Genomic DNA, 21,048 nt, shown 5'->3' on the forward strand with positions numbered 1-21,048 from the left:
CACTTCGGGAGCAGTCGAAGGCAACGTCACCAGAATCAAGCTGCTGAAGAGACAGATGTACGGCCGGGCCAACTTCGACCTCCTGCGACGCCGCATCCTCCTGTCACCTTGATCAACCGGCTGACACCCCCAAATCAGCGACAGAGCCAAGTTCCGTGACCTGCGCACGCTGAGTCACGGTTCGTGGTCGTGTTGGGCTCCTGAAAGTCGCCCGAAAATGATCAGTGGTGACCTCGAGTACCTGACAGTTCGGGACCGTGGAAGAAGTGGTCCTCCGGCTGGAAGAGTTGCTGTTCCCGTCGATCGCGGACGTGTCGGTGGACGTGAGCAACGAGACGATACGAGTCGAGGCCCGCAGCACAACGGCCGGTTCGGCGTGTTCGGGCTGCGGGAACTGGTCGATCCGGGTTCATAGCTCCTACCTGCGGATGTTCCCAGGGCGGGGCGCCGGGTGCTGCTCTGTCTGCGGGTCCGCCGCTTCGCCTGCCCGGTCGCTTCGTGCGGGCGACGAACGTTCGTTGAGCAGGCCCTGACGATCCTCCGCGAGGTCGACGCGATCAACAACCGTCGCCGCGAGCGCATGATCGACCTCGCCCGCGAACAAGTCGGCGGCAACCTCGACGGCCGGCGGATCACCATCTGGGGCTCCGCCTTCAAGCCCGAGCACGACCAGCGCCGCATCACCGCCTTCGCCCGCGTCTACGGACACCCCCGCCACCAGGCCATCACCCTGGACGCCGCCCGCTGCCTCGGCCAGGCGCACCTCGACCTCGAACAGTGGCTCAATACCCGCCAGAACGACGCTCCTGCCCCGCCCTCCGCGCGCGTCGCGCCCGCCGAGCTCCACCTCGTGTGGGAACTCCTCGACTATGCCCGCCGGCAAGTCGCCACCGCCCACGGCATCACCGACGATCCCGCCAGCGAACGCATCCAGCTCACCGCCTGGATGCTCCTGCCCCACCGCACCAACGCCGGTCCGCGGGCATCCCGCGCCTGAAGCGGACAGCGCCGAACTCCATGCAGGTAGCGCACATACCGGGTACCGGCACGTCAGTTCCTGCTGCGGAACGGCACGGCCGGTCTGTCTCACGGGCCTGCCCATGAGACAGACCGTCACGACTGGGCCAGCCACAGATCCGGGCCGAACACCTCGTAGTGAACGTTGGCTGCCGCGACACCCTTGTCGAGCAGTTGCGTACGCATCGCGCGCATGAAGGGCAGCGGGCCGCAGAGATAGGCGCGAGTACCGGGCACGACGGGTACGTCCGTGAGATCGGCCCAGCCGGAGCGGTGGCCGGCACTGGGGCGCTCGTACCAGAAGTGGGCGGTGGCGTCGGGGAGCTTGGTGGTGAGCGCCTTGTGCATGGCGCGCAGCGGGTGGGTTTCCGGGGATCGGTCGGCGTGCACGACCGTCACCGGGCACGGGTGTCCGGTCGCCGCCAGATCCACCAGCATGGCAAGGATCGGAGTGCAGCCTATGCCGGCCGATGCCAGCAGGAGCGGTGCGCCGTCGGCCTTCAGGACGAGATCGCCGTAGGGCGCCGAGACGCGCAGCCTGTCGCCGGCGCGGACGTGGATGTGCAAGTGGTTCGAGACCTCCCCGTCGGGCGAGCCGTCGGCGCCGAGTACGCGCTTGACCGCGATGGACCGGGTCGCCGCGTCGGGCGCGCCGGTGAGGCTGTACTGGCGTATCTGCCGTGCGCCGTCGGCGAGTTGGACCTGTACGGAGACGTACTGGCCGGCCTTGAAGGCGGGCGCGGGGTTGCCGTCGGCCGGGCTCAGGAGGAAGGAGGCGACGTCGGCGGTCTCCTCGGTGCGGGCCACGACCTCCCACTCCCGCCACGCCTCGCCCTCGATGACGCCCTGCTCCGCGTACAGCCGTGCCTCGACGGCGATGAGCGCGTTCGCCATCAGCCAGTACACCTCGTTCCAGGCTCGTGCCACCTCGGGGGTGAGCACGTCGCCGAGCACCTCGGTGATGGCGGCGAAGAGGTGCTCGTGCACGACCGGGTACTGATCGGCACGTACTCCGAGCGACGCGTGCTTGTGGGCGATCCGGCTCAGCATCACATCGGGCCGGTCGTACGGGTGCTCCGCCAGGTGGGTGGCGAAGGCCGCGATCGAGCCCGCGAGCGCTTGCCGCTGGGCACCGGATGCCTGGTTGCCGCGGTTGAACAGGTCACGCAGCAACCCCGGGTGGGCGGCGAAGATCCGGTCGTAGAACCGCCCAGAGATCTCCTCGATGGCGGCGCCGACAGCGGGAAGTGTGGCGCGGACGACGACGGCCGACTGGTCGGTGAGCATGAACAGGCTCCTTAATAGGTATTCAAGATGCATATTTAAAGCTGTGGTGGACCGCTGACCGGCCTGGGTGTCTGGGTCAGTCCGTGCTGGATGTGAGAGAGAGGCCCACCAGAAGCGGTCCCGTCGGTGACCTGACGAGATCGGCAAGGGTCAGCGGGTCGAGTGAGGTGAAGAACGCCTCCTGCGCCTGGCGCAACGCACTGCGCAACCGGCAAGCCGACCGCAGTGGGCAGGGCGTCGCGCCCTCGCAATCCACGACGTCTCCTGACCCTTCGAGTTCCCGCACGAGACCGCCGATGGAGGCTGTGCGCCCGGCGGCGGTCAGTGCGAGCCCGCCGCCGCGGCCGCGCCGCGCGTCGATCAGCCCCAGGCGCTGCAGCCTGGCGACGGCCTTCGCCGCGTGCGTGTACGGGACGTCCATCGCGGCAGCGACCTGGCGCGTTGTGGGAACGTCGCTCTCCTCAACGCCGAGGCGCATCAGTACGCGCAGGGCGAGATCCGTGAATCGCGTCAGCCGCATGGCCGTACGCTACTAATGTTTCATCTGAGATGCGAATTACCGAGTGGGCGGTCGTCAGAGACCGGGGGCGGCCAGGAGCCCCTCGGTGTACCGGATGACTGGCTGTCGCAGAGGGCTGACGCGCTCGGTGGCGGCTACTGCCGTCCCGGCGTGTGCTGCGACTTGTCCCACAGCGCGGCTACAGCCTGCGCGGCCGCCCGGCCCTGGGCGAAACCGGCGTGGCCCGCGGGGGTCCTGCTGGCGGGGGCCAGCGGATCGGCGCCGAAGGCCGCGAAAGCGGCCTCGTCAGGGACGATGACCTCGATGAGGCCGCCGTACTCGGCGATCGAGGCGGTATCGGCTTCGAGTACGGGGGCGGGCATCGGAGCGATGACGAGAGTGCGGGCGTGCCCTGCCCCGAGATCGAGGTTGGTGAAGGAACGGACGCCGCCGTCGAAGTAACGGGCGTCGCCGACCGTCGCGGCAGGCCAGACACCGGGGATGGCACAACTCGCGGTCACGGCGTCCACCAGGCCCACGCCGGAGGTACGGTCGAAGACCCGGGTCTCACCCGTGACGGCGTTCACGGCGACGACGGGCCAGATTGCGCTCCGGCCACGCGTGAGACGGCAGCCGGATCTCGATGACGGACCGCCGCTCGGCCTCCGGCACGGTCTCGGCGGCCAGTCCCATCTCGCCCATCCGGCGCAGGCGTTCCACCGGGTCGGTGACCTCGGCTTCCACCTTCGCGCCGAACTCGAAGACTTCTACAAGCGCGCCTTCCCGCGGCGTCAGCTCCTCCCGCTGGAGCGCGGGGTCAACCTGGGCCTGGAAAAGCGCCGGCAGCCCTACGCTGCTGGTGATCTGCGCAGCCACCACCGACCCGGCCGAGGTGCCCAACAGGAAGTCCGCGTCGGTGACATCGACCCCGGCGTCAGCCAGACCAGCAGCACACCCGTCGCCCAGGCGATACCGGCCACTCCGCCGCCGCCGATGACCAGCGCGTGTTCGTTCTTCATCCCTGTCCCCCACGACCATTGGATTCCGGTTCGATGCCGCTGCAAGGCTTCAGGCGGGTGGCGATATTCCCGGCGGCGGAGTTCGCGACTGCTGGCAGACGTTCTCAGGTGAATTCTGCGGGTGGTGCGGCCTCGCCGGTCCAGTCACCGTCGAACAGGGCTGCGACCAGGGCTGCTTGTTGGGCAGGGAGCTGGCCGGAGCGGTGTTTGGTGCGGGTCTTGGCGAGCCACGGCCCGATCTTGACGTGCTCGCCGTCGACGGTGATCTCCTCGCGGGCGGTGGGAGCACGACGCTCGCGGTGCAGGAAAACCTCGAGGATCTGAACGGTCTGGGCGAAGGTACGGCGGGGGCGGCGGGCTGCGGTGAGGGGATGGATGTCGGGAGTCAGGCCGATCCGGGTCAGAAGGTCCTGCTGGCCGGGCGCGAGAGTCTGCCAGCGGGTGAGCTGGCGGTTGAGCCAGCTGCCGATTTTGACAGTGCCCGCGACGGTGTCGTGGCGGAGGACGGCGGGGTCGTTGCCGGCGGCCAGATGGGCGCGCAGCAGATGGTATTTGCGGTGCCAGTCCGCTCCGTGCGGTAGTTGCCAGTCCGGGTCGATGGCTTCGAGGTCGGCCAGGCGGGCTGGGTTGAGCTGGGTGCGGGCGGCCAGGGAGCGCTGCTCGGCGAGCCAGGCGCCGGTGGGAGTGGTGGCGGGGATGGCGAGGTGGCCGTGGGCTCGTTGGTAGTCGGCGGCAGCGGTGAGCTGGGCGCGCCATGCGGCGTCGTGTTTGTCCCAGATCATGTCCAGGGCGTCGAGTTCGGCGATCCATTCGGCGTCGAGGCGGCCGGCGGTGCGGGCGTCGCGCATGGTGGTGATGAAGGTGCCCAGGGCGTAGCCGTAGGAGTCGGTGCAGTCGGCGGGGACGTCGAGGTGGTGGTGGATGTCGTGGTAGGCCTGGGCTGCAGCGAGGCCAGCGAGGCGGGAGCGGGAGAGGGCCGTGTCGTGGGGGTTGAAGGAGGTGAGGTCGAGGGCGCGGGCGATGTGCTCGGGGTGAACGGTGAAGTCGAAGTGCCAGCGGTGCTGGATCAGGCCACTGATCTCTTTAGGCAGGCGGTTGGCCTTGTCGGGGAGACGCTCGAGGATGCGGTGGTCGTGGCTGGCCAGGGCGGTGCTGATGGCCCAGACCGGTTCGTAGGCGGTACCGAGGATGTCGGTGGGGTCGGTGCCCGGTGGGATGTAGACAGGGACGACGAGGCTGGCGATCTTGCCGCTGACGGACAGGCGCAGGGCGCGGCCGAGGGCCTGGACGCAGCGGATGACGCTGCGGGTGGGGTCGGCGAAGACGATCGCGTCGACGCTGGGGATGTCGACGCCTTCGGCGATGACTTTGGCGTTGGCCAGGACGGCCCGTGGTGAGGCTGCGAACTGGGCGAAGGTGCCCGCGCGTTGCGCGGAGGGCATGTCGCCGTGGACGAAGAAGACCTCAGGGCTGATGTCGGGGCACAGGTCGGGGGCCTGGGAGCGCAGGCGGCGCAGGGTGTGGGGCAGTTCGCGGGCGAAGCGTTTGGCGTCCTCGACCAGGTTGAAGTAGACCAGGACGCGCCGCTGCTGGTGGGTGGTCATGGCTTTGAGGACAGCCAGGTGCAGGGCGGTGGTCCGCAGGGCCTCGTCGGTGGCGGGCTGTTGATCCGCAGTGGTGCCGGGGGCGGGCAGGTTGAGACGCCTGCGGAGGTCGTCGTCGGTGAGGGTGGGGACGATGATGCGGTAGTCCGCGACCCTGTCGTCGTCGATGGCCTGGGCGAGGGTGTATTCGAAGATCTTCTTGCCGTAGACGGCGGAGTTGTCCATGGAGTTGGCGCGGGCGTCGCTCCCCTCCCCCGCCGTGGGCAGGCGACCGCGCGGGCGGGAGAGGTCCGCGGACTCGGCCAGGTCGGGTGCGGCAAAGATGCGCGGGGTGGCCGTCATGTAGAGGCGGCGGTCGGCGCGGATGCGTGTGGCGTCGTGGACCGCGGCCCATTTCTTGTCGGCCCGGCCGGCGATCCGGTGGGCTTCGTCCATGACCGCGAGGTCGAAGGCGGGGACTTGGTGGGGGGTGTGCTGGGTGTTCTCGATCTTGTCGAGGGAGTCGTAGGTGCACACCGCCGTCAGACCGGGCAGCGCTCCAGGTCCCGTGCCGACGGCGGCGAGGAGGGAGGCCAGGAGGCGGTAGTCGGTTACAGAGGCGATGCGGGCCTGGGCCAGGGCGTCGTGGGCGGCTGCGTCCATGGAGGAAACGATGACGAGGGGCTCTCGGTGGCCGTCGCGGCGCAGGGCCAGGGCGGTCTGTGCCGCGAGGTCGAGGGTGGGGACGACGAACAGCAGACGGCGCGCCAGCTGATGGGCGGCTCGGCTGGCTACGAGGGTCTTGCCGGTGCCGGTCGCGGCGACGTACAGGCCGCGGGTGCCGGGCCGGTGGAGATGCTTGAGGATCCTGCGTAGGGCCTCTTGCTGGTCCTTATGCAGGGGCAGGGGTTTGCGCCGCCCCCGGGATGAGGGCAGGTCCAACCCTAGGCCGTGCAGATCCTGGGCGGTGAGCGGCTGCTGATCAGCCGCCGGTGGCAGGGACGGGTCCAAGGCAGTCTCCGGGCGGGGCGTGGCAGGAGGCGATATCCGATTCTGTCAGGCCTCCCCCGCCGTCCCGGCTGTCCCTCGCGTACGACGTGTGCGGTCGTCCGGGTGCTGCAGGCGGTCAGGGGGTCTGGGGTGCGGGTGCCGGGAGTGGAGAGGGCACGGTCTGTGTGGCAGCGGACGTGGTCTGCGCGGCTAGTTTGCGGTAGCTGGTGGCGGTGATGGTGTGCCACGACAGGTAGAAGCCGACGGCGGCCAGGGTGAGCAGGACGGTTGCCGTGGCAAGAAGCAGGGGCCGGTGTTCGACGGGGTACCGCCATAGGGCCAGGTCGGTGGCCAGGGTGAGCAGGATGCTGTTGAACATCCAGCCGCGGCAGATCCTCAGGCGGGAGCGCGCGTAGTCAGCCCGGGCTGCCAGGGCCGGAATCTCGGCGAGTCTGAGGCGTGCCTGGGCATAGGCGGCGGAAGTAGGGAAGGACTGGGTGCGCAGGCGGCGTCGGACGGGGGCCAGGGCGGCGTCGGCGGCTCGGTCGATCAGGATGCCCAGGGCGTAGGCGAACGCGAGGGCTGCGCCGGCGGCAAGGGGTGTGCCCGCCACGGGGGCCAGGCCTCGACTGTTGCCAGGACCGGCTATGGCAGCAGTCAGGATGCCCAGGGCGGTGAGGAAACCGATGCCGACGACCAGGACTTCGACGAACATGGCGGTGGCGGCCACGACAGGGGAAAGCTCGGGCTGCGGTGGTTGAGTCACAGGTCTATCCCCCAGATTTCTGCCATGTCGTAGAGCATGGTGTCGGCAAACGGTCCTTCATCCCAAAGGTCCCGCAGGGTGAAGTGGTCGTAGTCGAGGCGCTCGAAGATGATCAGACTTTCCGGCTGTGAGGCCAATATGTACCGGCCGTCCTCGAGGAAGTGATCGCTGGTCGGGCCGAACTGGAGGTAGTCGCGGGCCAGTCGGTCGCGGTAACGCTCGGCGAACTCGAACAGCCGGTAGTTGTAGCCGCTGATGTCGTCGGGGATCGCGTGGTGGAGTACGTCGATGACCTCGTGGGAGAGTTCCCTGTCGAAGGAGTGTTGGGCAAACGTGCGGTAGATGCGTTCTGTCTCGGCGAAAAGTCTGTTGCCACGGGTGAAATCGGGGTGCTGATCCAACACCTCCATCACCCGCCCGATCTCTGCGTCGTACAGCTCTACCAGGGCAAATGCACGGTACAGCGCACGACTGACATCGGAGGGGATCCGCAGGTTGCCGGGGGGCTTGTAGGCGAGGCGGTGGTAGTCGTTGGCCCAGACGTCGACGACAGGGGTGCGGATCTGGATCTCGCACTCGTACGGATGTCCGTCCGGGTCTGTGTAGTCGCCGACGGCCGGGACCTGGACGTGCAGTCTGGGGTACTCGAAGCGGTCTTCGCGGCCCGGCAGCATGAGGCGGTAGTCCTGGACAACGTCGTCACCGACACCGAAGGCGTCCTTGACCAGGCCGAGAGCCGGATCGAACAGGCCGGGATGGCGGACTGTGATCCGCACTCCCACCTTGTCGGTGACGTCTTTCCAGGGGTCCTTGTAATCCTTGCGGTGGATCTTGGCGACGTATCGTCCTACGTCTTTGACACGCTGGGAGACGACGCAGTCGACTTGGTCGCGAACGGCACGCTGGCGTATGTGGTCGGCAGTGCGCCGGGCGGCTTCCTTGATGCGGGGCTCTTCCGCCAGGTAGCGGTGGAAGGCCTCATTGACCGTCAGTGTCACGGCTGTCTTCCATCGGGCTGGTGACCGTCGTCTGTGTGGCCGCACTGGTCTTCTTGCTGCGGGCTCCGGGCGGCGTGAACCCCTGGGTGTTGCTGACCTCGCCCGTCACGGTGGCCTTGGTGCTGCCGTCTTCCATGGCCTCGAACGTCACGGTTTCCTCCACAGCGTCCAGGGGAGCGACGAGGAAGGCACCGCTGGAGAAATCGACTCGCATCTTCTGCAGGCGCGGATCGATCAGCTCCGTGTCCTTGACGAAGGTCTGCTCTGGGATGCCGTTCTCCGACAGGTGCTCGAGGAACTCTCTCCTGTGAGTTCCTCTCATGTTCCGGTCGGCGAACTCACGGGGGTTGATGGTCTCCGGGGTGCTTTGGAGCTCGGACAGAATCGCCAGGGTGTAGTCGATGCGGGCTTGGGAGTCCGCTGGCTCGCTCAGGCGGCTGTTGACCCACTTGAGCGCAATGTCGTGGAACCTTCCGGTCAACTCGGCCGGGTCCTCCGTGAACGTGCAGCCCAGGAAGTTGTGCAGGAAGAAGGTTGCCATGCGCCGGCTGGAGCGCTGCCGGTCGGCGGCCCAGCCCTGCAACAGGTCTGCCTTGACGCTGTCTGCGGTGAACAGCGCCAGTTTGAAGACGTTGGCCTTCTCCGTGAACAGAAGGTCGGCGTAGAACTGGACGTCGAAGGTCCGTTTACCCTCTCCACCGACACGCCGGGCCTGCATGCCGGTCTCCTGCTCCAACTTCACCAGCAGCAGGGCGCGTTGCCGGGCCAACCGGACCTGGGCGACCACCAGCAACCCGCGGGAGGCGGAGCCGGTCTGGCAGTCCTGGAGGTGTCGGGCCAGATGGCCCGACACCTCGACGAGATCCTGTTCTTCGGCCATGAAGTCCCGCACCCAGTCCGGCAGCGGGGACTTGGGTTCAGGATCCTCCGTCACTGAGCAGGCATGAGCGTTCAAGATCTTGACCAGCCGCTTTTCCAGCGCACTTTGGACCTTGTCCGACAGCGAGCTGGCCTCGTCGCTGAGCTCGACCGTGTAGTTTCTGGGGTCGGTCTTCGCTCGAGTGGGCACCGAATGCACGATGGCCTGCTCGATGACGAGTTCACCAAAATCCGTACGCATGTCTACCTCGGAGTATGGCCGGGCGCCCCCGAAGTGGCGGCGCCGGGGAAGGCCGCAGACGCTGATCCCGATCGGGGCACTGCGGAAATGAGGCGCTCGTCTGGAACACCCTCGGGAGCGTCGTGCACGGCAGGCTCCCCCCGGCCGTGTTGCTGACGCTCTGTCATGAGTGAGCGTAGTGGCCAATAACGACTCGTGTCCTCCAAGTCATATCTGCGTGACCTCTTTTGTGCGTGTGGCGCAGGAGCGTTCCGTCCGGTACTGCGTGAAGCAAGGCGGGCTTCAGGGGCGGATTGACTGCCCTGTGGTGGGGCCGGGTAGACACAATTCGGGTCTGCAGTAGCGCTTGCCTCGCACCATGCGGGATCGTTCTTCTTGAACTTACGATGTGGGGGCGTCATCACGCGTCCGCCTGTCTGCGCGCCCATGCCCTGGTAGCCGGCGCCCGCGAGGATCTACACGAACGGGCCGCCGGCCAAGAACTGGGCCAGTCTGACCTGTCGGGCCTGGATGATGTCGGCGCAGTTGCCTGGCCGGACCGGGCTGCAGAACAGCACGTGTCCCTCGGTGTCCGTGAGGACCATGGCCTTCACGGCATTCTGCTAGGTCTTGCTGGAGACGAATCTGTCCCAGTCCTTGCGGCCTGCGGCCGGGCGTCGCACACGGATCTCCGTGCCATCGACGATCCCGGTCCGGTCACCGGCCCCCAGGTACTCGATGACCTCAGCGAGGGTGCACAGCCGGACACCCGGCGCGACGGTGCAGCCCCACTGCGCGAGCAGGGGCCCCGAGGTGCACACCGCCATCCGATCCCGGTCCGTGGCACTGGGAGAGGGGGTTTTCGTCGTCGCCCCGGCACACGTCCACGATCATGCGTCTGTCCCCAGACCGTCTCCTGATTCCGCCCTGCCGAACTCGCCGCCTGGGCCGACGACCACCTCGGCTGAGACCTGCGGAGTGTGACTACTCGTCCGTGCGAGTGAGGTGAAGCAGGATCGGCGCCGGAGCGGCGGCCGTTCCACTACGAAGATCACAGACCGTTTGTGATCTTCGAGAGGGAACCCCGTCGTGCGCTTCGCTCCCGCCGCCCGGACAGTCGCCGCCGCGCTGTCCGTGCTCGCCGTCCTGCTCACCCCCGCCACCGCCCACGCAGCCGAGCACGCAGCCGCCCCCGGCGACACCGTGGTGCTGCCCGTCCGTGACGCCCTGGCCGCACTTCCCCTCCAGAGCGAGAACCGCACCGGCTACGAGCGCACCAAGTTCAAGCACTGGACCGACGCGGACCGGGACGGCTGCAACACGAGGGCCGAGGTCCTCAAGGCCGAAGCCGTCACCGCCCCGGCCCAAGGGCCCAACTGTGCACTGACCGGGGGAAGTTGGTACTCCCCCTACGACGACCGCTACCTCGACAGCGCGAGCAAACTGGATGTCGACCACCTCGTGCCGCTCGCCGAGGCCTGGGATTCCGGAGCATCCCAATGGACCGCGAAAGAACGCGAGTTGTACGCAAACGACCTGGACGACGCCCGCGACCTGATCGCGGTGTCCGCGGCCAGCAACCGCTCCAAGGCCGACAAGGACCCCAGCGAGTGGCTGCCCCCGTACGCGGGCTATCGCTGCCAGTACGACACCGACTGGATCGCCGACAAGACCCGTTGGGGCCTGAGCATCGACGCCATCGAGCGCGACGCGCTCACCCAGCAGCTCGCCGACTGCCCCGACCGGCCGATCACCGTCACCCTCGCCCGGTAAGCGCGACTCCGGTCCGCCGCTACGGGGGAAAGCTGCGGACCGGATGGCTGCCACGGTCTCATACCGTCGCCCGGGCGCGCCGCCTCCGGCGGAAAGTTGCGCCTGCACCAGGGCGAGTTGTGGCTCGATCGCCTGGCGCGGCTCCTCAGCCGAGGCCGAGACGGCTCAGGGCAGTGGTCCAGTCGGTGACGATCGCCTTCTGCGCGGCGGCGAGGGTGACGGTGCCCTTGCAGACCGCCGCGTGCAGCTTCGTCTCCACCGGATCCTTCGCGTTGTTGACCCCCGAGCCCCTCTTGTGGCCGGGGTCGGCCGGCTCCACCCACAAGTTGCGGTAGTCGTTGGGATCCCCGCCCAACTGCAGGCTGATCAGGTGGTCGTACTCCGCATCGCCCATGCGTCCGGTGAAGCCGTAGGAGGCGGCGTTCAGCTTCTTCTCCCTGCCGGTGACCGAGGTGGAGGGCCGGATGCCGGAGGTGTAGCCGCCCTTGCGGCAGATCGTCGACTTCAGATTCGACTGGGTCACCGCCGGGGAGACCGCGCCCGGCGTGCACTTGGGATCCTCGATCGGCTCGCCCTTGAGATACCGGTAGTGGCAGGTGCCCGCGGCCGGCTGTTTCTGCACCGTGTACGTCTTCTGCGGACCCGCCCCCACCGCAATCGCCCGCCCGGCCCCGCCGGCGCCTGACGCACCCGATGTAGCACTCGCGCTCTCGGACGCCGCGGAACCGCCCAGCGACGTAGGGGAGCAGCCCGCAAGAACCAGGCAGGTGAGCAGGACAGATGATGCGGCACGGCGGGTGGAACGCATGACGACCCCTCACGAGCAGGCGATGGCTGAGCAGATGCTGCCCTACCCGACTGCCGGCCTACCGCGCGGGGTGCCGCGCGAAGGCGCACTGCCGTCGCACAGCGCGCCGCGGGGCGGCGTGCAACGCGCGGCCCCCGTCTCGCCCACTGCGGGACGGGGGCCGTGTTCAAGCGGCGGGCAGGCCTTGCGCCTGTATCTGCCCGCTGATGGATTTCGATGCGGTGCGGCTGGGTGCCGCAGCGGGACGCTCTGGGGCTGGCCGAGTCTGTGTGCCGCCTACCGGTACCAGTACTTGACGCCCCGGTGGTGCGAGCACGTCCCACGAGCGTGGGCACTGTAGGAGTACGAGCCGTCCTTGCACTTCGCGGTAGCGCCGCGCGGATGCGGCGAGTTCGCCTTGCAGACGCCCGTCGTGTGCCGCGCGCAGGACGCGGCCGCCGCATCGGTCGCCACAGCTACGGGCACCAGGAGCGCCCCCGCCATCACTGCCGCCGCAACTGCGCCCCGGACTTTCGTCAGCATGATTCCCCTTCTGGTGGTTCGGAGAGGCGAGCATGCATCCGCCGACTGCGGCACCCGGACAGACCCGGCGGACCGTCACGCAGCGGTGACGCTCGTAGCAGAGCCGTCGCACCGGGTTCGAAGCGCGCGAACAAGCGGGCGAACCAGGGCGCTTTCAACTCTGCGGCGGCGCCTCGCACCCACAGGGGTATGCGCTTCTCTCCCGCCTGCGCGGCGGGTGGGTGGGCATCGTGGTTGACGCCGGGCAGCCTCTTCCCGAGGGCAGCCTCCGAAATTTGCGCAAACAGAATGAGGCGGAGGACTGGCGCGGCGGGCGGATCCCCTCTCGACCCGCAGGGGGTTGTGCGCGGGGCGCATAAGGGGAGGCTCAATAGGACGGGATCCCAGCGCCGTTCTGCATTCAAGCAGGAAGATCGCTCGACTGGTCAGTCGCGGTCATCTTCGGTCCGATTCAGGCAGACCTGAAAGCACTCGCGTGTTCGCCTCGGCCGCTTCCGGCAATTAGTCACCATCGCGGCGTTCGAACTTTGCGCGATGAACCGTTTATATAGCGCCGGGCGTGACGAAGGCACTACCGTCCGTTGACGCGAGGAAACCCCGGGCAGGCTCGCTACCAACTCCGGGGTCCCTCATCGACGAGACCAAGAAAGGCAGGTAAGTGCCCCGTGCTTGACCCGTTTTCCGTCGCCGCTCTCATCCGGGCGGCAACTCGCGACGACGCTAGCATTCCGCGTCTTCCCCGGCATGAAACGCGTATCGCGAGTGCCTGGACTGTCACGGCGCAGGCGAGCGTGTTCCTGGCTGTTGTCGTGCTGCCTCTGATTCTGATCCTCGGGTGGTGGACAGCACCTGCCACCGCAGCTGTGGTGGCAGGTCTGTTGGCGACGATGCGTCAGTCGCGCTGCTCCTACCAGCGTTTTCGGCTGAGCTGAGCAGCCTTGAGGGTGGCGGCGGGCTTCTGGGCGCGCCGCCACCCGTCGAGGCGGCAGCCGGTACTGCTGCTTTGGGAATGCCGAGTTCCTCTTCCAGGTGCGTAAGAAGTGACGCACCTGGGAGAGAAACGGCCACATGCACGTGGGAGGAACGATGGCGGGTACCAGTCCCCGCTATGACAGTTGCCGCTACTGCCAGGAGCGGTTTATCCGGAGGAACGGCCCCGGCCGGAAGAGGGAGTACTGCAGCATCGACTGCCGCCGTAAGGCGCAGCGTGAGCGGGATGGCCACCTGGAGCGGCAGGAGCACAGTGCGCTCCCGCTGGGCCGGCGGATCGCGGAGGATCTGCAGGCGCTGTCTGCGGCGCTGCTGGAGGCCGAGTACGACGCACGGTCTTTGACGGAACTGCTGCGCTGCGCGGACGAGGTGGCCCGTGAGGTGGACTACTACCGGGCTGCGGCGGTCCAGGATGCCCGCAATCTGGGGGCGAGCTGGGAGCAGGTTGCCGATGCCGCCCGGGTGAGCGCGACGACGGCGCGCACCCGGTGGCCGGAGAGCCGGGTCAAGGAGCGGCTGAAGCGGCGGGCCGGGGAGCGGGCCGCGGTGCGGCAGCCCTCCGTGCCCGTCGTGTCGGGGCTGGGTGACGCGGAGGGCAGGCTGCTGTCGCAGGCGGCCGAACGGGCATCGGTGAAGCTGGCCTCGGCTCTGTCGTATCTGCAACGGGCCAGCGGGCTGACGTTCAGGGAGGTGGCCGAGCAGACCTCGTTGTCGCCGTCGTACATCTCGCGGATTCTCTCGGGTGAGCGCACGCCGACCTGGCCGGTGGTGTGCACCCTGGTCGAACTGTTCCGTGGTGATCCTGCCGAGCTGAGTGTGCTGTTCGAGAGCGCGCACGGGATGGTGCCGCCGGGGCGGTATGCGATTCCCGATGCGGTGGCCCGTCTGCAGGCAGCGCTGCGGGGACTGCATCTGGCCGCGGGGCGCCCGCCATTCGGGGTGGTGCGCAAGGCCACGCGTGGGGCGCTGAGTACGCAGGCGGTCAGCGAGATCCTGGGCGGCGAGATGGTTGCGGGCTGGGAGCAGACGGCGGCGCTGGTGACCGCGCTGGGCGGCTGGCCGGCGGACGTGCGGCCGCTGTGGGAGGCCGTCCATTACACGTTCCTGCTCTGTCTGGACCCTCCGGAGGGTCCCGGACAGTTGCCTGCCGCACGTTCCGAGTCCCCCTGATGCTTCCCGTGTCCCCGGAGAGAGGTGCCATGTTCGTTTCTTTGCGCCGCCGCGGTGAGGTGCCGGTGCGGGCGTCCTGTCCGCAGCGGTCCCCGGGCGATGCTCCGCAGCCGGTGATCGAGTTGGTCCTGCCGCTGGAGTACACGGCGTTCTGTCTGCTGCACCAGGACCGTTATCTGCACTACACGCGGGAGCGGGTGCAGGATGCATGGATGAGCCGTCAGGTCGTGGAGGCCGTCCTGGGCAATCTCGCCACGATCTGGCCGACGGTCATCAGCAGTCCCCGTCCGGCGGCGGTGGCGTGGCGGCTGCTGGACACGCTCATCGCTTCTGCACTGCGCGGCCGCAAGGCCGGGACCGCGCAGTCGGCGGATGCGGTGCACCAACTGCTGCCGCGGGCACAGGCGGATGCGGTGATCCTGCGCTGCCGGCTGGACTTGAGCGAGAAGGAGGCGGCCGAGTTGATGGGGGTCGAGGCTCCGGCGGTCGCCTCCCAACTGCGGATGGCGCAGCGGGCGCTGCCGGGCCGGTGGACAGCGGCGCCCGCAGGAGCACAGCCGTAGAGGACCGCGCACGCCGGTGACAGCGGACGTCAGAGTCTTTGTTGTAGCGCACTTCGGGCCGTGGCGAATGATTCTACGAAGAACTATCCCGGCCGGGTGCGGCTTTCCTACCATGGAGTGTCCGCAGCATGCTGCGGGTGCCAAGACGGGGTGGGGTGCCGCATTGGAACGCGGGCGGGTGCCGCGGTTGGACGTCCTCGACGTCGCGTCGCCGAATCTTGCCCGGATGACGAACTGCCTGCTGGGCGGCAAGGATCACTATCCCGCCGACCGGGAGGCGTGTGAGCGGCTGCTGCACCTAGTGCCCGCCGCGCGGCATGTTGCCGATTCCGCGCACCGGTTCCTGCTGCGGGTGACCAGTCACCTGGCGCGGGAGTACAAGGTGCGCCAGTTCGTAGTCTTCGGCGCCGGGTTTCCCACCCCGGTGGCGATGCACCAGGTCGCCCAGAGCATCGATGCACGGGCGCGGGTCGTCTATGCCGCCGAGGACCCGCTGGTGCTCGCCCACACCAGGGCATTGTGGGAGGAACGGCGGCGCACCCTGGTCGTGCGGGCCGGCCCGCTGCAGACAGCGCAGCTGCTGTCCGACCCGGCGGTGTGCCAACTGATCGACATCACCCTGCCGGTGGCGGTGCTGTTCGTGTCCGTGCTCCACACGATCCCCGAATCCGCAGCCCCGGCCACGGTACTGGAGCAGGCGGCCGGCCTGCTCGCGCCGGGAAGCCTTGTCGCGGCCAGCCACCTGGTCAGTGAGGACGCCGGCGTACGGCGGCAGGCCGGTGCAGTGCTGCGGGAGGCTGCCGGGGCGCGGTGGGGGCGAGTACGTCCGCGCGCGGAGGTCGAGCCGTTCTTCGCCGCGCTGCGGCTGCTCACACCGGGGCTGGTCGATATCGGCCGGTGGCGGCCGGGCAGTGACCGCCTGGCGGATGCCGGCAGCCGGACGTGGGCCGAGCACGGCGGTGTGGCCCTGGTGCCCTGACCTACGGCGCGAGAGCCGCCTGGAGTTCAGCTGAGGGTGTACTCGAGCAGGTCGAGGCTTTCGTGCGGGGAGAGCGCGGCCTGGGCCAGGCCGTCCAGGACACCGCGATAGTGCTGGGTCTCCTCGGGCTTGTCCATGTACTCGGCGTCCCGCAGCTGCTCGAGGTAGACGATGTCGGGCAGCGGGGGAAGATCAAAGCGCAGGTGCGTGATCGGGAAACCGGCAGCGATGCAGCCGGGCCGGTTGAACGGTGCGATCTGGATCGTGATGTGGGCGAGCTGCGCCATCCTCATCAGATGCCGCAGCTGTTCGCGCATAACCTGCTCGCCACCCATGGGCCGGTGCAGAACGGCCTCGTCGAGGACCGCCCACAGACGGGGCGGGTCCTGGCGGGCAAGGACTTGCTGCCGGATCATCCGCAGCTCTACCCGGTCGTCGACCTCCTGCTGCGGAGCCTGGGGGTAGGCCTGGCGCACGAGCGCCTCGGTATAGGCGGGTGTCTGCAGCAGCCCGGGCACCAGCTGGACCTCGTAGGTGCGGATGGTGGAGGCGGCCTCCTGCAGGCCGATCAGTTTGCCGCACCAGTCGGGCAGGACCCCGTCGAAGCGATGCCACCACCCGGGCTGCCGGGAGATGCGCACCATCTCCGCGAAGCGGGCATGGGCGTGGAGGTCGGTGACGCCGTAGAGGGTGAGCAGGTCCCTCACGTCGTCGTGCTTGCAGGTGACCAGAGCACGCTCCATCCGGGAGATCTTGGCTTCCGAGCCGCGGATGGACCGGCCCGCCGCCTCCGCTTCGATGCCGGCTGCCTTGCGCAGTGTGCGCAGAAGGTGCCCCAGCACCAGGCGCAGCGCGATCGGGCTGCGCGCGGAGGCGGCGAGGTAGTACTCGAGCGTGAGGGCATCGACCGGAGGGGCGGGCGCGGGCATGGGGTCTCCTGTGAAGGGCAGACGACGAGCGTCAGTTTCGCAGGATGCCGTCCGGCAAGGGCCCAATTGGGCTTTTTCTGCCTGGTGTTAGCTGGCGATCAGGTCGAACTCGCCGTCCTTCGCCCCCGCGATGAAGGCCGCGATCTCCGCCCGCGTGTACACCAGCGCAGGACCGTGCGGATCACGGGAGTTGCGTACCGCCACAGAGCCTCCGCCCAGTAAGGCCAGTTCGACACAGTTTCCGTCAGCCGTGCTGTGACGGCTTTTCAGCCACGTCACATCGCGCAGGGAATCCGCCGGGACACCGTTGGTGATCTGCACCATGTCCGCCTTCCTTCGACCCTGTCCGAATTTCTCTCATCTCTGGTCCGTGCTGTTCTCCTTGCTGAGTACAAGCGTTCCCTCCCCTTCTCGTTCGGATGCAAGTCACTGATGCAATTGCACCCAGGGCGGGGCGAGGCGGATACTAACCAGTCGGGGCAAGTTGTGCGGCCCGCAAAACTGGACGTCTTCGGGGGGATGAACAGTGGCAGTACACGCGGTAGAGGCACTCAGCCAGGCCGCAGGAACCGAAATTCCACTCCTTTCTTCGAACCGTCGCCTGCTGGAGAACATCCCACTGGTCCCACCGACCGCACCAGACTGGGGACTTGCGCTGGGAATCAGTACGGCCGACTTCGCTGCCCGGGCCTTCACCTGCGAGCCCACCAGTCTGAAAATCGTCCGCCGCTTCGTGCGCGAGACCATCAGTGCCTGGGGACTCGACATGCTCGCCGACGACATGACGGCGGTGGTCAACGAGCTCACCACCAACGCAGTGCTGCACGCGCTGGCCGGATGCGGCGACGCACGCAGCAAGGCATGGCTGGGCGTGGCCCGCACCGGCGGTGCGCTGGTGTGCGCCGTGACCGATCCCAGTTCGGCTCCCCCTGCCCGCTGTCATCCGGAGCATCTGTCAGAAGCAGGCCGCGGTCTGCTTGTTGTAGAGGCATTGGCCAGTCAGTGGGGCTACGCGCAGACCGACCCCGACGGGAAAACCGTCTGGGCCCGTATCACCAACCCCCGCTGCTGACCGGTCGAAGCACCGTGACGGCTCAACGACGACCGTCTGCAGCAGTCGAACCGGGCCGTGTCTGTTCCGTGGAAGAGGGCCGGTCGCACCCGCCCCGTGTTGTGGCGGGTCATCCGTGGAAAGCTGCGTGCGGTGTCATGGTGATCCGTGGGGATGGTCATGGATCCAGGACAGGCCTCCGAGATCGAGGCGGGAGCGGGCACGGGTGACCGCGACGTAGGCGAGGCGGGCGTCTGCGTCGTCGATGGGTCCGGGTACGGCCCGGCCTTCGGCATCCTGCTGGTCGGTGTCCTTGGGCGGGGTGAAATCGTCTGCGATCGTCACGCGGGGCCATTCGCGGCCTTTGGCTTTGTGGGCGGTCGATACGGTCACCTGGGCGTGCTGTTCGGGCACGAGCCGGGCGACGGCGGTGAGGATGGCGTCGGTGCCGTGGGTGTCGACGAGGTCGATCAGGGGCTGTAGGTCGCGGCCGGCCGGGTCGTGGGCGGCGTAGTCCTGCAGTTCGCCCCAGGAAGGGAACAGGATCAGTTCGGGGTGGGTGGTGCGGCGGCCGTCTTTCAGGTCGCGGGCGGCCAGGGCCAGGGCGCGCAGGCTGTCTCCTCCCCCGACCAGCGCGACCCGGCATCCGGCGGTCATCAGGCCCATGACGTGTGCCATGGCGCCGACGTTGGTGCGGCACAGCACCACGTCAGGCTGGGTGAGGGGGCCGAGTTCGGTGGGCACGGCGGGGGTGCCGGTCAAACGGAGAGGGGCGTCGGCCAGGTGCAGCCAACGGTTGGCCTCCTCGGCGAGGAGGGGGCCGAAGCGGAAGGACTGGGACAGGGTCAGCTGAGTGCCGTCGAAGCCGGTCATGACGTCTTTGGCGCCGCGCCAGTGGTAGATGGCCTGGGCGGAATCGCCGACCATGACGAGCTGGGCATGGTCGCGCTGGCTGAGGAAGACCTGTTCGACGACGGGGTTAGTGTCCTGCGCCTCGTCCAGGAGCAGAAAATCGGTCTGGATGCGCGGCCGGGTGAGGGCCCAGATCTTCAGGTAGTGGTCGTGCTCGAAGCGGACCGCGCCGTCGTCCGGGTGTTGCAAGTCGACCCAGGCCTTGCGGGCGAACGGCACGATGTGAGCGGCGAGTTGGGCGTGCAGGTCGGTATGTTCCAGGCCGCGCAGTGGGGGCACGTGATGGCGGGTGATGGCCTCGTCCGCGGTGTGACAGAAGCGGGAGACGGTGCGCAGCGTGGCGTTGGAGAGGGCCTTTTGGGTCACCTCGCAGTCGCCGATGCGGATGGCTTTGGTGATGCCGAGGGCTTGCCCGGTCTGCCAGGCCGGACGGCGCGGCGCGTTCAGGCGGCGGGTGTAGCGGTGGCCGACGGCCCCGTAGGCCAGGGCATGCGCGGTCCTGCACTGGACGGTGTTCGGGAAGCGGGCGCCTGCCGCCTGGGCGACGGGCCGGTTGAAGGCGAGGTAGCGGCCGCGGCGCCGGGTGGCGTGGGCGAGGAGGGCGAGGGTGGTGGTCTTGCCAGTGCCAGCACCGGCCTGCAAGGCGAGGTGGTCACCGACCTGGAAGGCGTCGGCTGCTGCTGCCTGTTCGTCGGTCGGTTTCATGGCGTGGGCCTCTCAGGGAGCCGGGTGAGGGCGTGCCCGACGGCGGCCAGCAGGTGGGCGGGGGTGGTGTGGGCCAGGAGTTCGCGTACCGCCCGGTCGAGGCGGTCGGTCTCCTGGTCGGCGCGCTGGGCCAGGGCCCGGTGCAGGGCCAGTTCCACAAAGCGTTCAGGACTCTGGTTCGCGCGGCGGGCTTCAGTCTTGAGGACGGCGTGGGCGGCGGGCGGGAAGGCGACGTTGAGCAGCACCTTGTGGTCGGCGTCCGGGTAGTGCGTGGTGATCACGTCGATGGGCAGCCGTGCCCCGAACCGGTGGCGCAGCCTGCGGGCGGCCTGGTGAGGGGTCTTGGCGTGCACGAGGGCCATGAGTCGGGTGGCGTCGTGGTTGGCGGCGAACGGCAGTACGCGGGCGGCGCCGCGGCGTTCGGCCAGGCCCAGGGGGCGGGTGAGCACGATTTCCAGGGCGTGGTGCGGCATCGTCATCCCCTCCCCTGCCTGCGGGCCTGGGGGTGGGGCAGTCGGGTGTGGATGTGTGCCGCGTGCATGAGTGGGTCGAAGGCCTGCCATCCGGCCAGGGCGAGTTCAGCGGCACCGGGGGCTGCGGCGTGTGCGGGGCAGCGTTGGGCGCGCCAGCGCAGTTGCTCGCTGTAGGGGAGCTTGCCGAGGTCGTAGACGGCCATCAGTCCGTCGGGCAAAGCGAGTTGGCCGCGCTTCGCCGTGGCTGGCAGCAGTCTCCAGGTCCCGGTCGGACCGGTGGGGGCAGGGACCGTGTGGGCGCAGCGGTGTCGGTGGCGGGTCTGGGCCACGCAGCGCAGATCGTTGAGGGGGTGTTCGGCGAGGTAGCGGCAGAGCAGGATCTGCACGACGGGGCGGTCGGGTTCGCCGGTGTCGGTGGCGGTGGCGGGTTGTGTGCTGGTGGCCGGGGCCGGGGCGAAGACGCCGGTGTCGATCATGCGGCGGGTGCGGACGGCGAGTTGGCGTCGGATCGCTTCGAGGCCCGGGGCGGTGCGGCAGGTGAGGGTGCGGCGGGGGCAGAGCAGGGCATGCGGGACGCGGCACCAGTCGTTGCCGTCACCGTGCGGGTGGGCGATACCGCCGCTCAGATGCCAGCGGCAGGATTCGGGGACGTCGGCGACGGCCAGTTCGGCCGGGTGGAGGGCGATGGGCCGCTGGTCGGTGCGCTGGTAGAGATCGATGCGGTTGCCGCACTGGCGGCAGCAGCGGCTCTGGCCGGCGCGTAGTAGGCGGCTGGGACTGGTGCCGGCCCGGCCGAAGGCGGGCAGGCAGCCGGTCATGGGGGTGTGGTTCGGCACGGCGATCCCTTGGTGAGACTCAGTCGAGTGAGAGGGGGCTGCGGTCGGAGAGGGTGAGCCGGGCGACGAGACGCGCGAG

The 21,048-nt window shown here is 68.6% G+C and carries 22 protein-coding genes; 6 read left to right on the forward strand and 16 right to left on the reverse strand.

Annotation, left to right across the window (positions count from 1 at the left end; genetic code table 11):
• Nucleotides 1-451: 451 nt before the first annotated feature.
• The gene (locus ACNFOC_RS30700) at nucleotides 452-997 is read left to right on the forward strand and encodes a hypothetical protein (RefSeq protein ID WP_416962307.1); all 546 of its coding nucleotides are present in this window, start codon (nucleotides 452-454) and stop codon (nucleotides 995-997) included.
• 116 nt (nucleotides 998-1,113) lie between these two features.
• Here ACNFOC_RS30700 and ACNFOC_RS30705 read toward each other — a convergent pair whose 3' ends face one another.
• The 9 genes from ACNFOC_RS30705 to ACNFOC_RS30745 form a co-directional block, all read right to left on the reverse strand.
• Nucleotides 1,114-2,304, reverse strand: coding sequence for a globin domain-containing protein (locus ACNFOC_RS30705; RefSeq protein WP_416962308.1), 1,191 nt, complete (start codon nucleotides 2,302-2,304; stop codon nucleotides 1,114-1,116).
• A 76-nt stretch (nucleotides 2,305-2,380) separates the two neighbouring features.
• On the reverse strand, nucleotides 2,381-2,824 hold the full coding sequence (locus ACNFOC_RS30710) for an RrF2 family transcriptional regulator (RefSeq protein WP_416962309.1): 444 nt from the start codon (nucleotides 2,822-2,824) through the stop codon (nucleotides 2,381-2,383).
• A 134-nt stretch (nucleotides 2,825-2,958) separates the two neighbouring features.
• Entirely contained in the window at nucleotides 2,959-3,390 is a 432-nt protein-coding gene (locus tag ACNFOC_RS30715; protein ID WP_416962310.1) for a patatin-like phospholipase family protein, read from the reverse strand.
• Nucleotides 3,371-3,703 (reverse strand): hypothetical protein, encoded by a 333-nt coding sequence (locus ACNFOC_RS30720; RefSeq protein WP_416962311.1) that lies wholly within the window; start codon nucleotides 3,701-3,703, stop codon nucleotides 3,371-3,373. Before ACNFOC_RS30720 ends, ACNFOC_RS30715 begins: the two co-directional genes overlap by 20 nt.
• Nucleotides 3,704-3,926: 223 nt before the next feature.
• Nucleotides 3,927-6,416 (reverse strand): DEAD/DEAH box helicase, encoded by a 2,490-nt coding sequence (locus ACNFOC_RS30725; RefSeq protein WP_416962312.1) that lies wholly within the window; start codon nucleotides 6,414-6,416, stop codon nucleotides 3,927-3,929.
• Nucleotides 6,417-6,531: 115 nt separating this feature from the next.
• Nucleotides 6,532-7,161 carry a hypothetical protein gene (locus ACNFOC_RS30730; RefSeq protein WP_416962313.1) on the reverse strand — a complete coding sequence of 210 codons (630 nt, stop codon included), beginning with the start codon at nucleotides 7,159-7,161 and terminating at the stop codon, nucleotides 6,532-6,534.
• Nucleotides 7,158-8,159, reverse strand: a complete 1,002-nt coding sequence (locus tag ACNFOC_RS30735; protein ID WP_416962314.1) for a RelA/SpoT-related domain-containing protein — start codon at nucleotides 8,157-8,159, stop codon at nucleotides 7,158-7,160. Before ACNFOC_RS30735 ends, ACNFOC_RS30730 begins: the two co-directional genes overlap by 4 nt.
• Nucleotides 8,140-9,279, reverse strand: coding sequence for a nucleoid-associated protein (locus tag ACNFOC_RS30740; protein ID WP_416962315.1), 1,140 nt, complete (start codon nucleotides 9,277-9,279; stop codon nucleotides 8,140-8,142). The genes ACNFOC_RS30735 and ACNFOC_RS30740 overlap by 20 nt, the downstream gene beginning before the upstream one ends.
• Nucleotides 9,280-9,881: 602 nt before the next feature.
• Nucleotides 9,882-10,085, reverse strand: coding sequence for a hypothetical protein (locus tag ACNFOC_RS30745; protein WP_416962316.1), 204 nt, complete (start codon nucleotides 10,083-10,085; stop codon nucleotides 9,882-9,884).
• 262 nt (nucleotides 10,086-10,347) lie between these two features.
• Here ACNFOC_RS30745 and ACNFOC_RS30750 point away from each other — a divergent pair, with 262 nt between their 5' ends.
• Nucleotides 10,348-11,031, forward strand: coding sequence for an HNH endonuclease family protein (locus ACNFOC_RS30750; protein WP_416962317.1), 684 nt, complete (start codon nucleotides 10,348-10,350; stop codon nucleotides 11,029-11,031).
• 145 nt (nucleotides 11,032-11,176) lie between these two features.
• On the opposite strand, the gene ACNFOC_RS30755 is transcribed toward ACNFOC_RS30750, so the two are convergent.
• Both ACNFOC_RS30755 and ACNFOC_RS30760 read right to left on the reverse strand, forming a co-directional pair.
• Nucleotides 11,177-11,839 carry a hypothetical protein gene (locus ACNFOC_RS30755; protein ID WP_416962318.1) on the reverse strand — a complete coding sequence of 221 codons (663 nt, stop codon included), beginning with the start codon at nucleotides 11,837-11,839 and terminating at the stop codon, nucleotides 11,177-11,179.
• A gap of 276 nt (nucleotides 11,840-12,115) precedes the next feature.
• Nucleotides 12,116-12,361 (reverse strand): DUF3761 domain-containing protein, encoded by a 246-nt coding sequence (locus ACNFOC_RS30760; protein WP_416962319.1) that lies wholly within the window; start codon nucleotides 12,359-12,361, stop codon nucleotides 12,116-12,118.
• 1,086 nt (nucleotides 12,362-13,447) lie between these two features.
• Between ACNFOC_RS30760 and ACNFOC_RS30765 the strand changes: the two genes are divergently transcribed.
• From ACNFOC_RS30765 to ACNFOC_RS30775, 3 genes are all read left to right on the forward strand, one after another.
• On the forward strand, nucleotides 13,448-14,521 hold the full coding sequence (locus tag ACNFOC_RS30765) for a helix-turn-helix domain-containing protein (RefSeq protein ID WP_416962320.1): 1,074 nt from the start codon (nucleotides 13,448-13,450) through the stop codon (nucleotides 14,519-14,521).
• Nucleotides 14,522-14,550: 29 nt separating this feature from the next.
• Nucleotides 14,551-15,084, forward strand: a complete 534-nt coding sequence (locus ACNFOC_RS30770; protein WP_416962321.1) for a sigma-70 region 4 domain-containing protein — start codon at nucleotides 14,551-14,553, stop codon at nucleotides 15,082-15,084.
• Nucleotides 15,085-15,271: 187 nt separating this feature from the next.
• Nucleotides 15,272-16,063 carry an SAM-dependent methyltransferase gene (locus ACNFOC_RS30775; RefSeq protein WP_416962322.1) on the forward strand — a complete coding sequence of 264 codons (792 nt, stop codon included), beginning with the start codon at nucleotides 15,272-15,274 and terminating at the stop codon, nucleotides 16,061-16,063.
• Between the two features lie 26 nt (nucleotides 16,064-16,089).
• On the opposite strand, the gene ACNFOC_RS30780 is transcribed toward ACNFOC_RS30775, so the two are convergent.
• Entirely contained in the window at nucleotides 16,090-16,992 is a 903-nt protein-coding gene (locus tag ACNFOC_RS30780) for a DUF5753 domain-containing protein (RefSeq protein ID WP_416962323.1), read from the reverse strand.
• An 87-nt stretch (nucleotides 16,993-17,079) separates the two neighbouring features.
• Nucleotides 17,080-17,316 (reverse strand): DUF397 domain-containing protein, encoded by a 237-nt coding sequence (locus tag ACNFOC_RS30785; protein WP_416962324.1) that lies wholly within the window; start codon nucleotides 17,314-17,316, stop codon nucleotides 17,080-17,082.
• Between the two features lie 202 nt (nucleotides 17,317-17,518).
• On the opposite strand from ACNFOC_RS30785, the gene ACNFOC_RS30790 reads away from it, so the two are divergent.
• On the forward strand, nucleotides 17,519-18,064 hold the full coding sequence (locus tag ACNFOC_RS30790; RefSeq protein WP_416962325.1) for an ATP-binding protein: 546 nt from the start codon (nucleotides 17,519-17,521) through the stop codon (nucleotides 18,062-18,064).
• Between the two features lie 135 nt (nucleotides 18,065-18,199).
• Here the strand turns inward: ACNFOC_RS30790 and ACNFOC_RS30795 are convergent, their stop codons facing one another.
• The 3 genes from ACNFOC_RS30795 to ACNFOC_RS30805 are packed head-to-tail and all read right to left on the reverse strand — an operon-like array spanning nucleotide 18,200 to nucleotide 20,969.
• Nucleotides 18,200-19,660, reverse strand: coding sequence for a UvrD-helicase domain-containing protein (locus tag ACNFOC_RS30795; RefSeq protein WP_416962326.1), 1,461 nt, complete (start codon nucleotides 19,658-19,660; stop codon nucleotides 18,200-18,202).
• The gene (locus tag ACNFOC_RS30800; protein ID WP_416962327.1) at nucleotides 19,657-20,139 is read right to left on the reverse strand and encodes a hypothetical protein; all 483 of its coding nucleotides are present in this window, start codon (nucleotides 20,137-20,139) and stop codon (nucleotides 19,657-19,659) included. The genes ACNFOC_RS30795 and ACNFOC_RS30800 overlap by 4 nt, the downstream gene beginning before the upstream one ends.
• A complete protein-coding gene (locus tag ACNFOC_RS30805; protein WP_416962328.1) occupies nucleotides 20,136-20,969 on the reverse strand; it encodes a DUF6083 domain-containing protein in 834 nt (277 codons plus the stop codon). Before ACNFOC_RS30805 ends, ACNFOC_RS30800 begins: the two co-directional genes overlap by 4 nt.
• Nucleotides 20,970-21,048: the final 79 nt, after the last annotated feature.

The organism is Streptomyces colwelliae (assembly GCF_048158785.1).
GTDB lineage: Bacteria > Actinomycetota > Actinomycetes > Streptomycetales > Streptomycetaceae > Streptomyces.

What these genes read in the sequence shown, in the direction of transcription:
- ACNFOC_RS30705 (WP_416962308.1), bottom strand. Translation starts at nt 2,304, where the DNA reads ATGCTCACCGACCAGTCGGCCGTCGTCGTCCGCGCCACACTTCCCGCT.
- ACNFOC_RS30710 (WP_416962309.1), bottom strand. Translation starts at nt 2,824, where the DNA reads ATGCGGCTGACGCGATTCACGGATCTCGCCCTGCGCGTACTGATGCGC.
- ACNFOC_RS30740 (WP_416962315.1), bottom strand. Translation starts at nt 9,279, where the DNA reads ATGCGTACGGATTTTGGTGAACTCGTCATCGAGCAGGCCATCGTGCAT.
- ACNFOC_RS30745 (WP_416962316.1), bottom strand. Translation starts at nt 10,085, where the DNA reads ATGGCGGTGTGCACCTCGGGGCCCCTGCTCGCGCAGTGGGGCTGCACC.
- ACNFOC_RS30755 (WP_416962318.1), bottom strand. Translation starts at nt 11,839, where the DNA reads ATGCGTTCCACCCGCCGTGCCGCATCATCTGTCCTGCTCACCTGCCTG.
- ACNFOC_RS30760 (WP_416962319.1), bottom strand. Translation starts at nt 12,361, where the DNA reads ATGCTGACGAAAGTCCGGGGCGCAGTTGCGGCGGCAGTGATGGCGGGG.
- ACNFOC_RS30765 (WP_416962320.1), top strand. Translation starts at nt 13,448, where the DNA reads ATGGCGGGTACCAGTCCCCGCTATGACAGTTGCCGCTACTGCCAGGAG.
- ACNFOC_RS30770 (WP_416962321.1), top strand. Translation starts at nt 14,551, where the DNA reads ATGTTCGTTTCTTTGCGCCGCCGCGGTGAGGTGCCGGTGCGGGCGTCC.
- ACNFOC_RS30780 (WP_416962323.1), bottom strand. Translation starts at nt 16,992, where the DNA reads ATGCCCGCGCCCGCCCCTCCGGTCGATGCCCTCACGCTCGAGTACTAC.
- ACNFOC_RS30785 (WP_416962324.1), bottom strand. Translation starts at nt 17,316, where the DNA reads ATGGTGCAGATCACCAACGGTGTCCCGGCGGATTCCCTGCGCGATGTG.
- ACNFOC_RS30795 (WP_416962326.1), bottom strand. Translation starts at nt 19,660, where the DNA reads ATGAAACCGACCGACGAACAGGCAGCAGCAGCCGACGCCTTCCAGGTC.
- ACNFOC_RS30800 (WP_416962327.1), bottom strand. Translation starts at nt 20,139, where the DNA reads ATGACGATGCCGCACCACGCCCTGGAAATCGTGCTCACCCGCCCCCTG.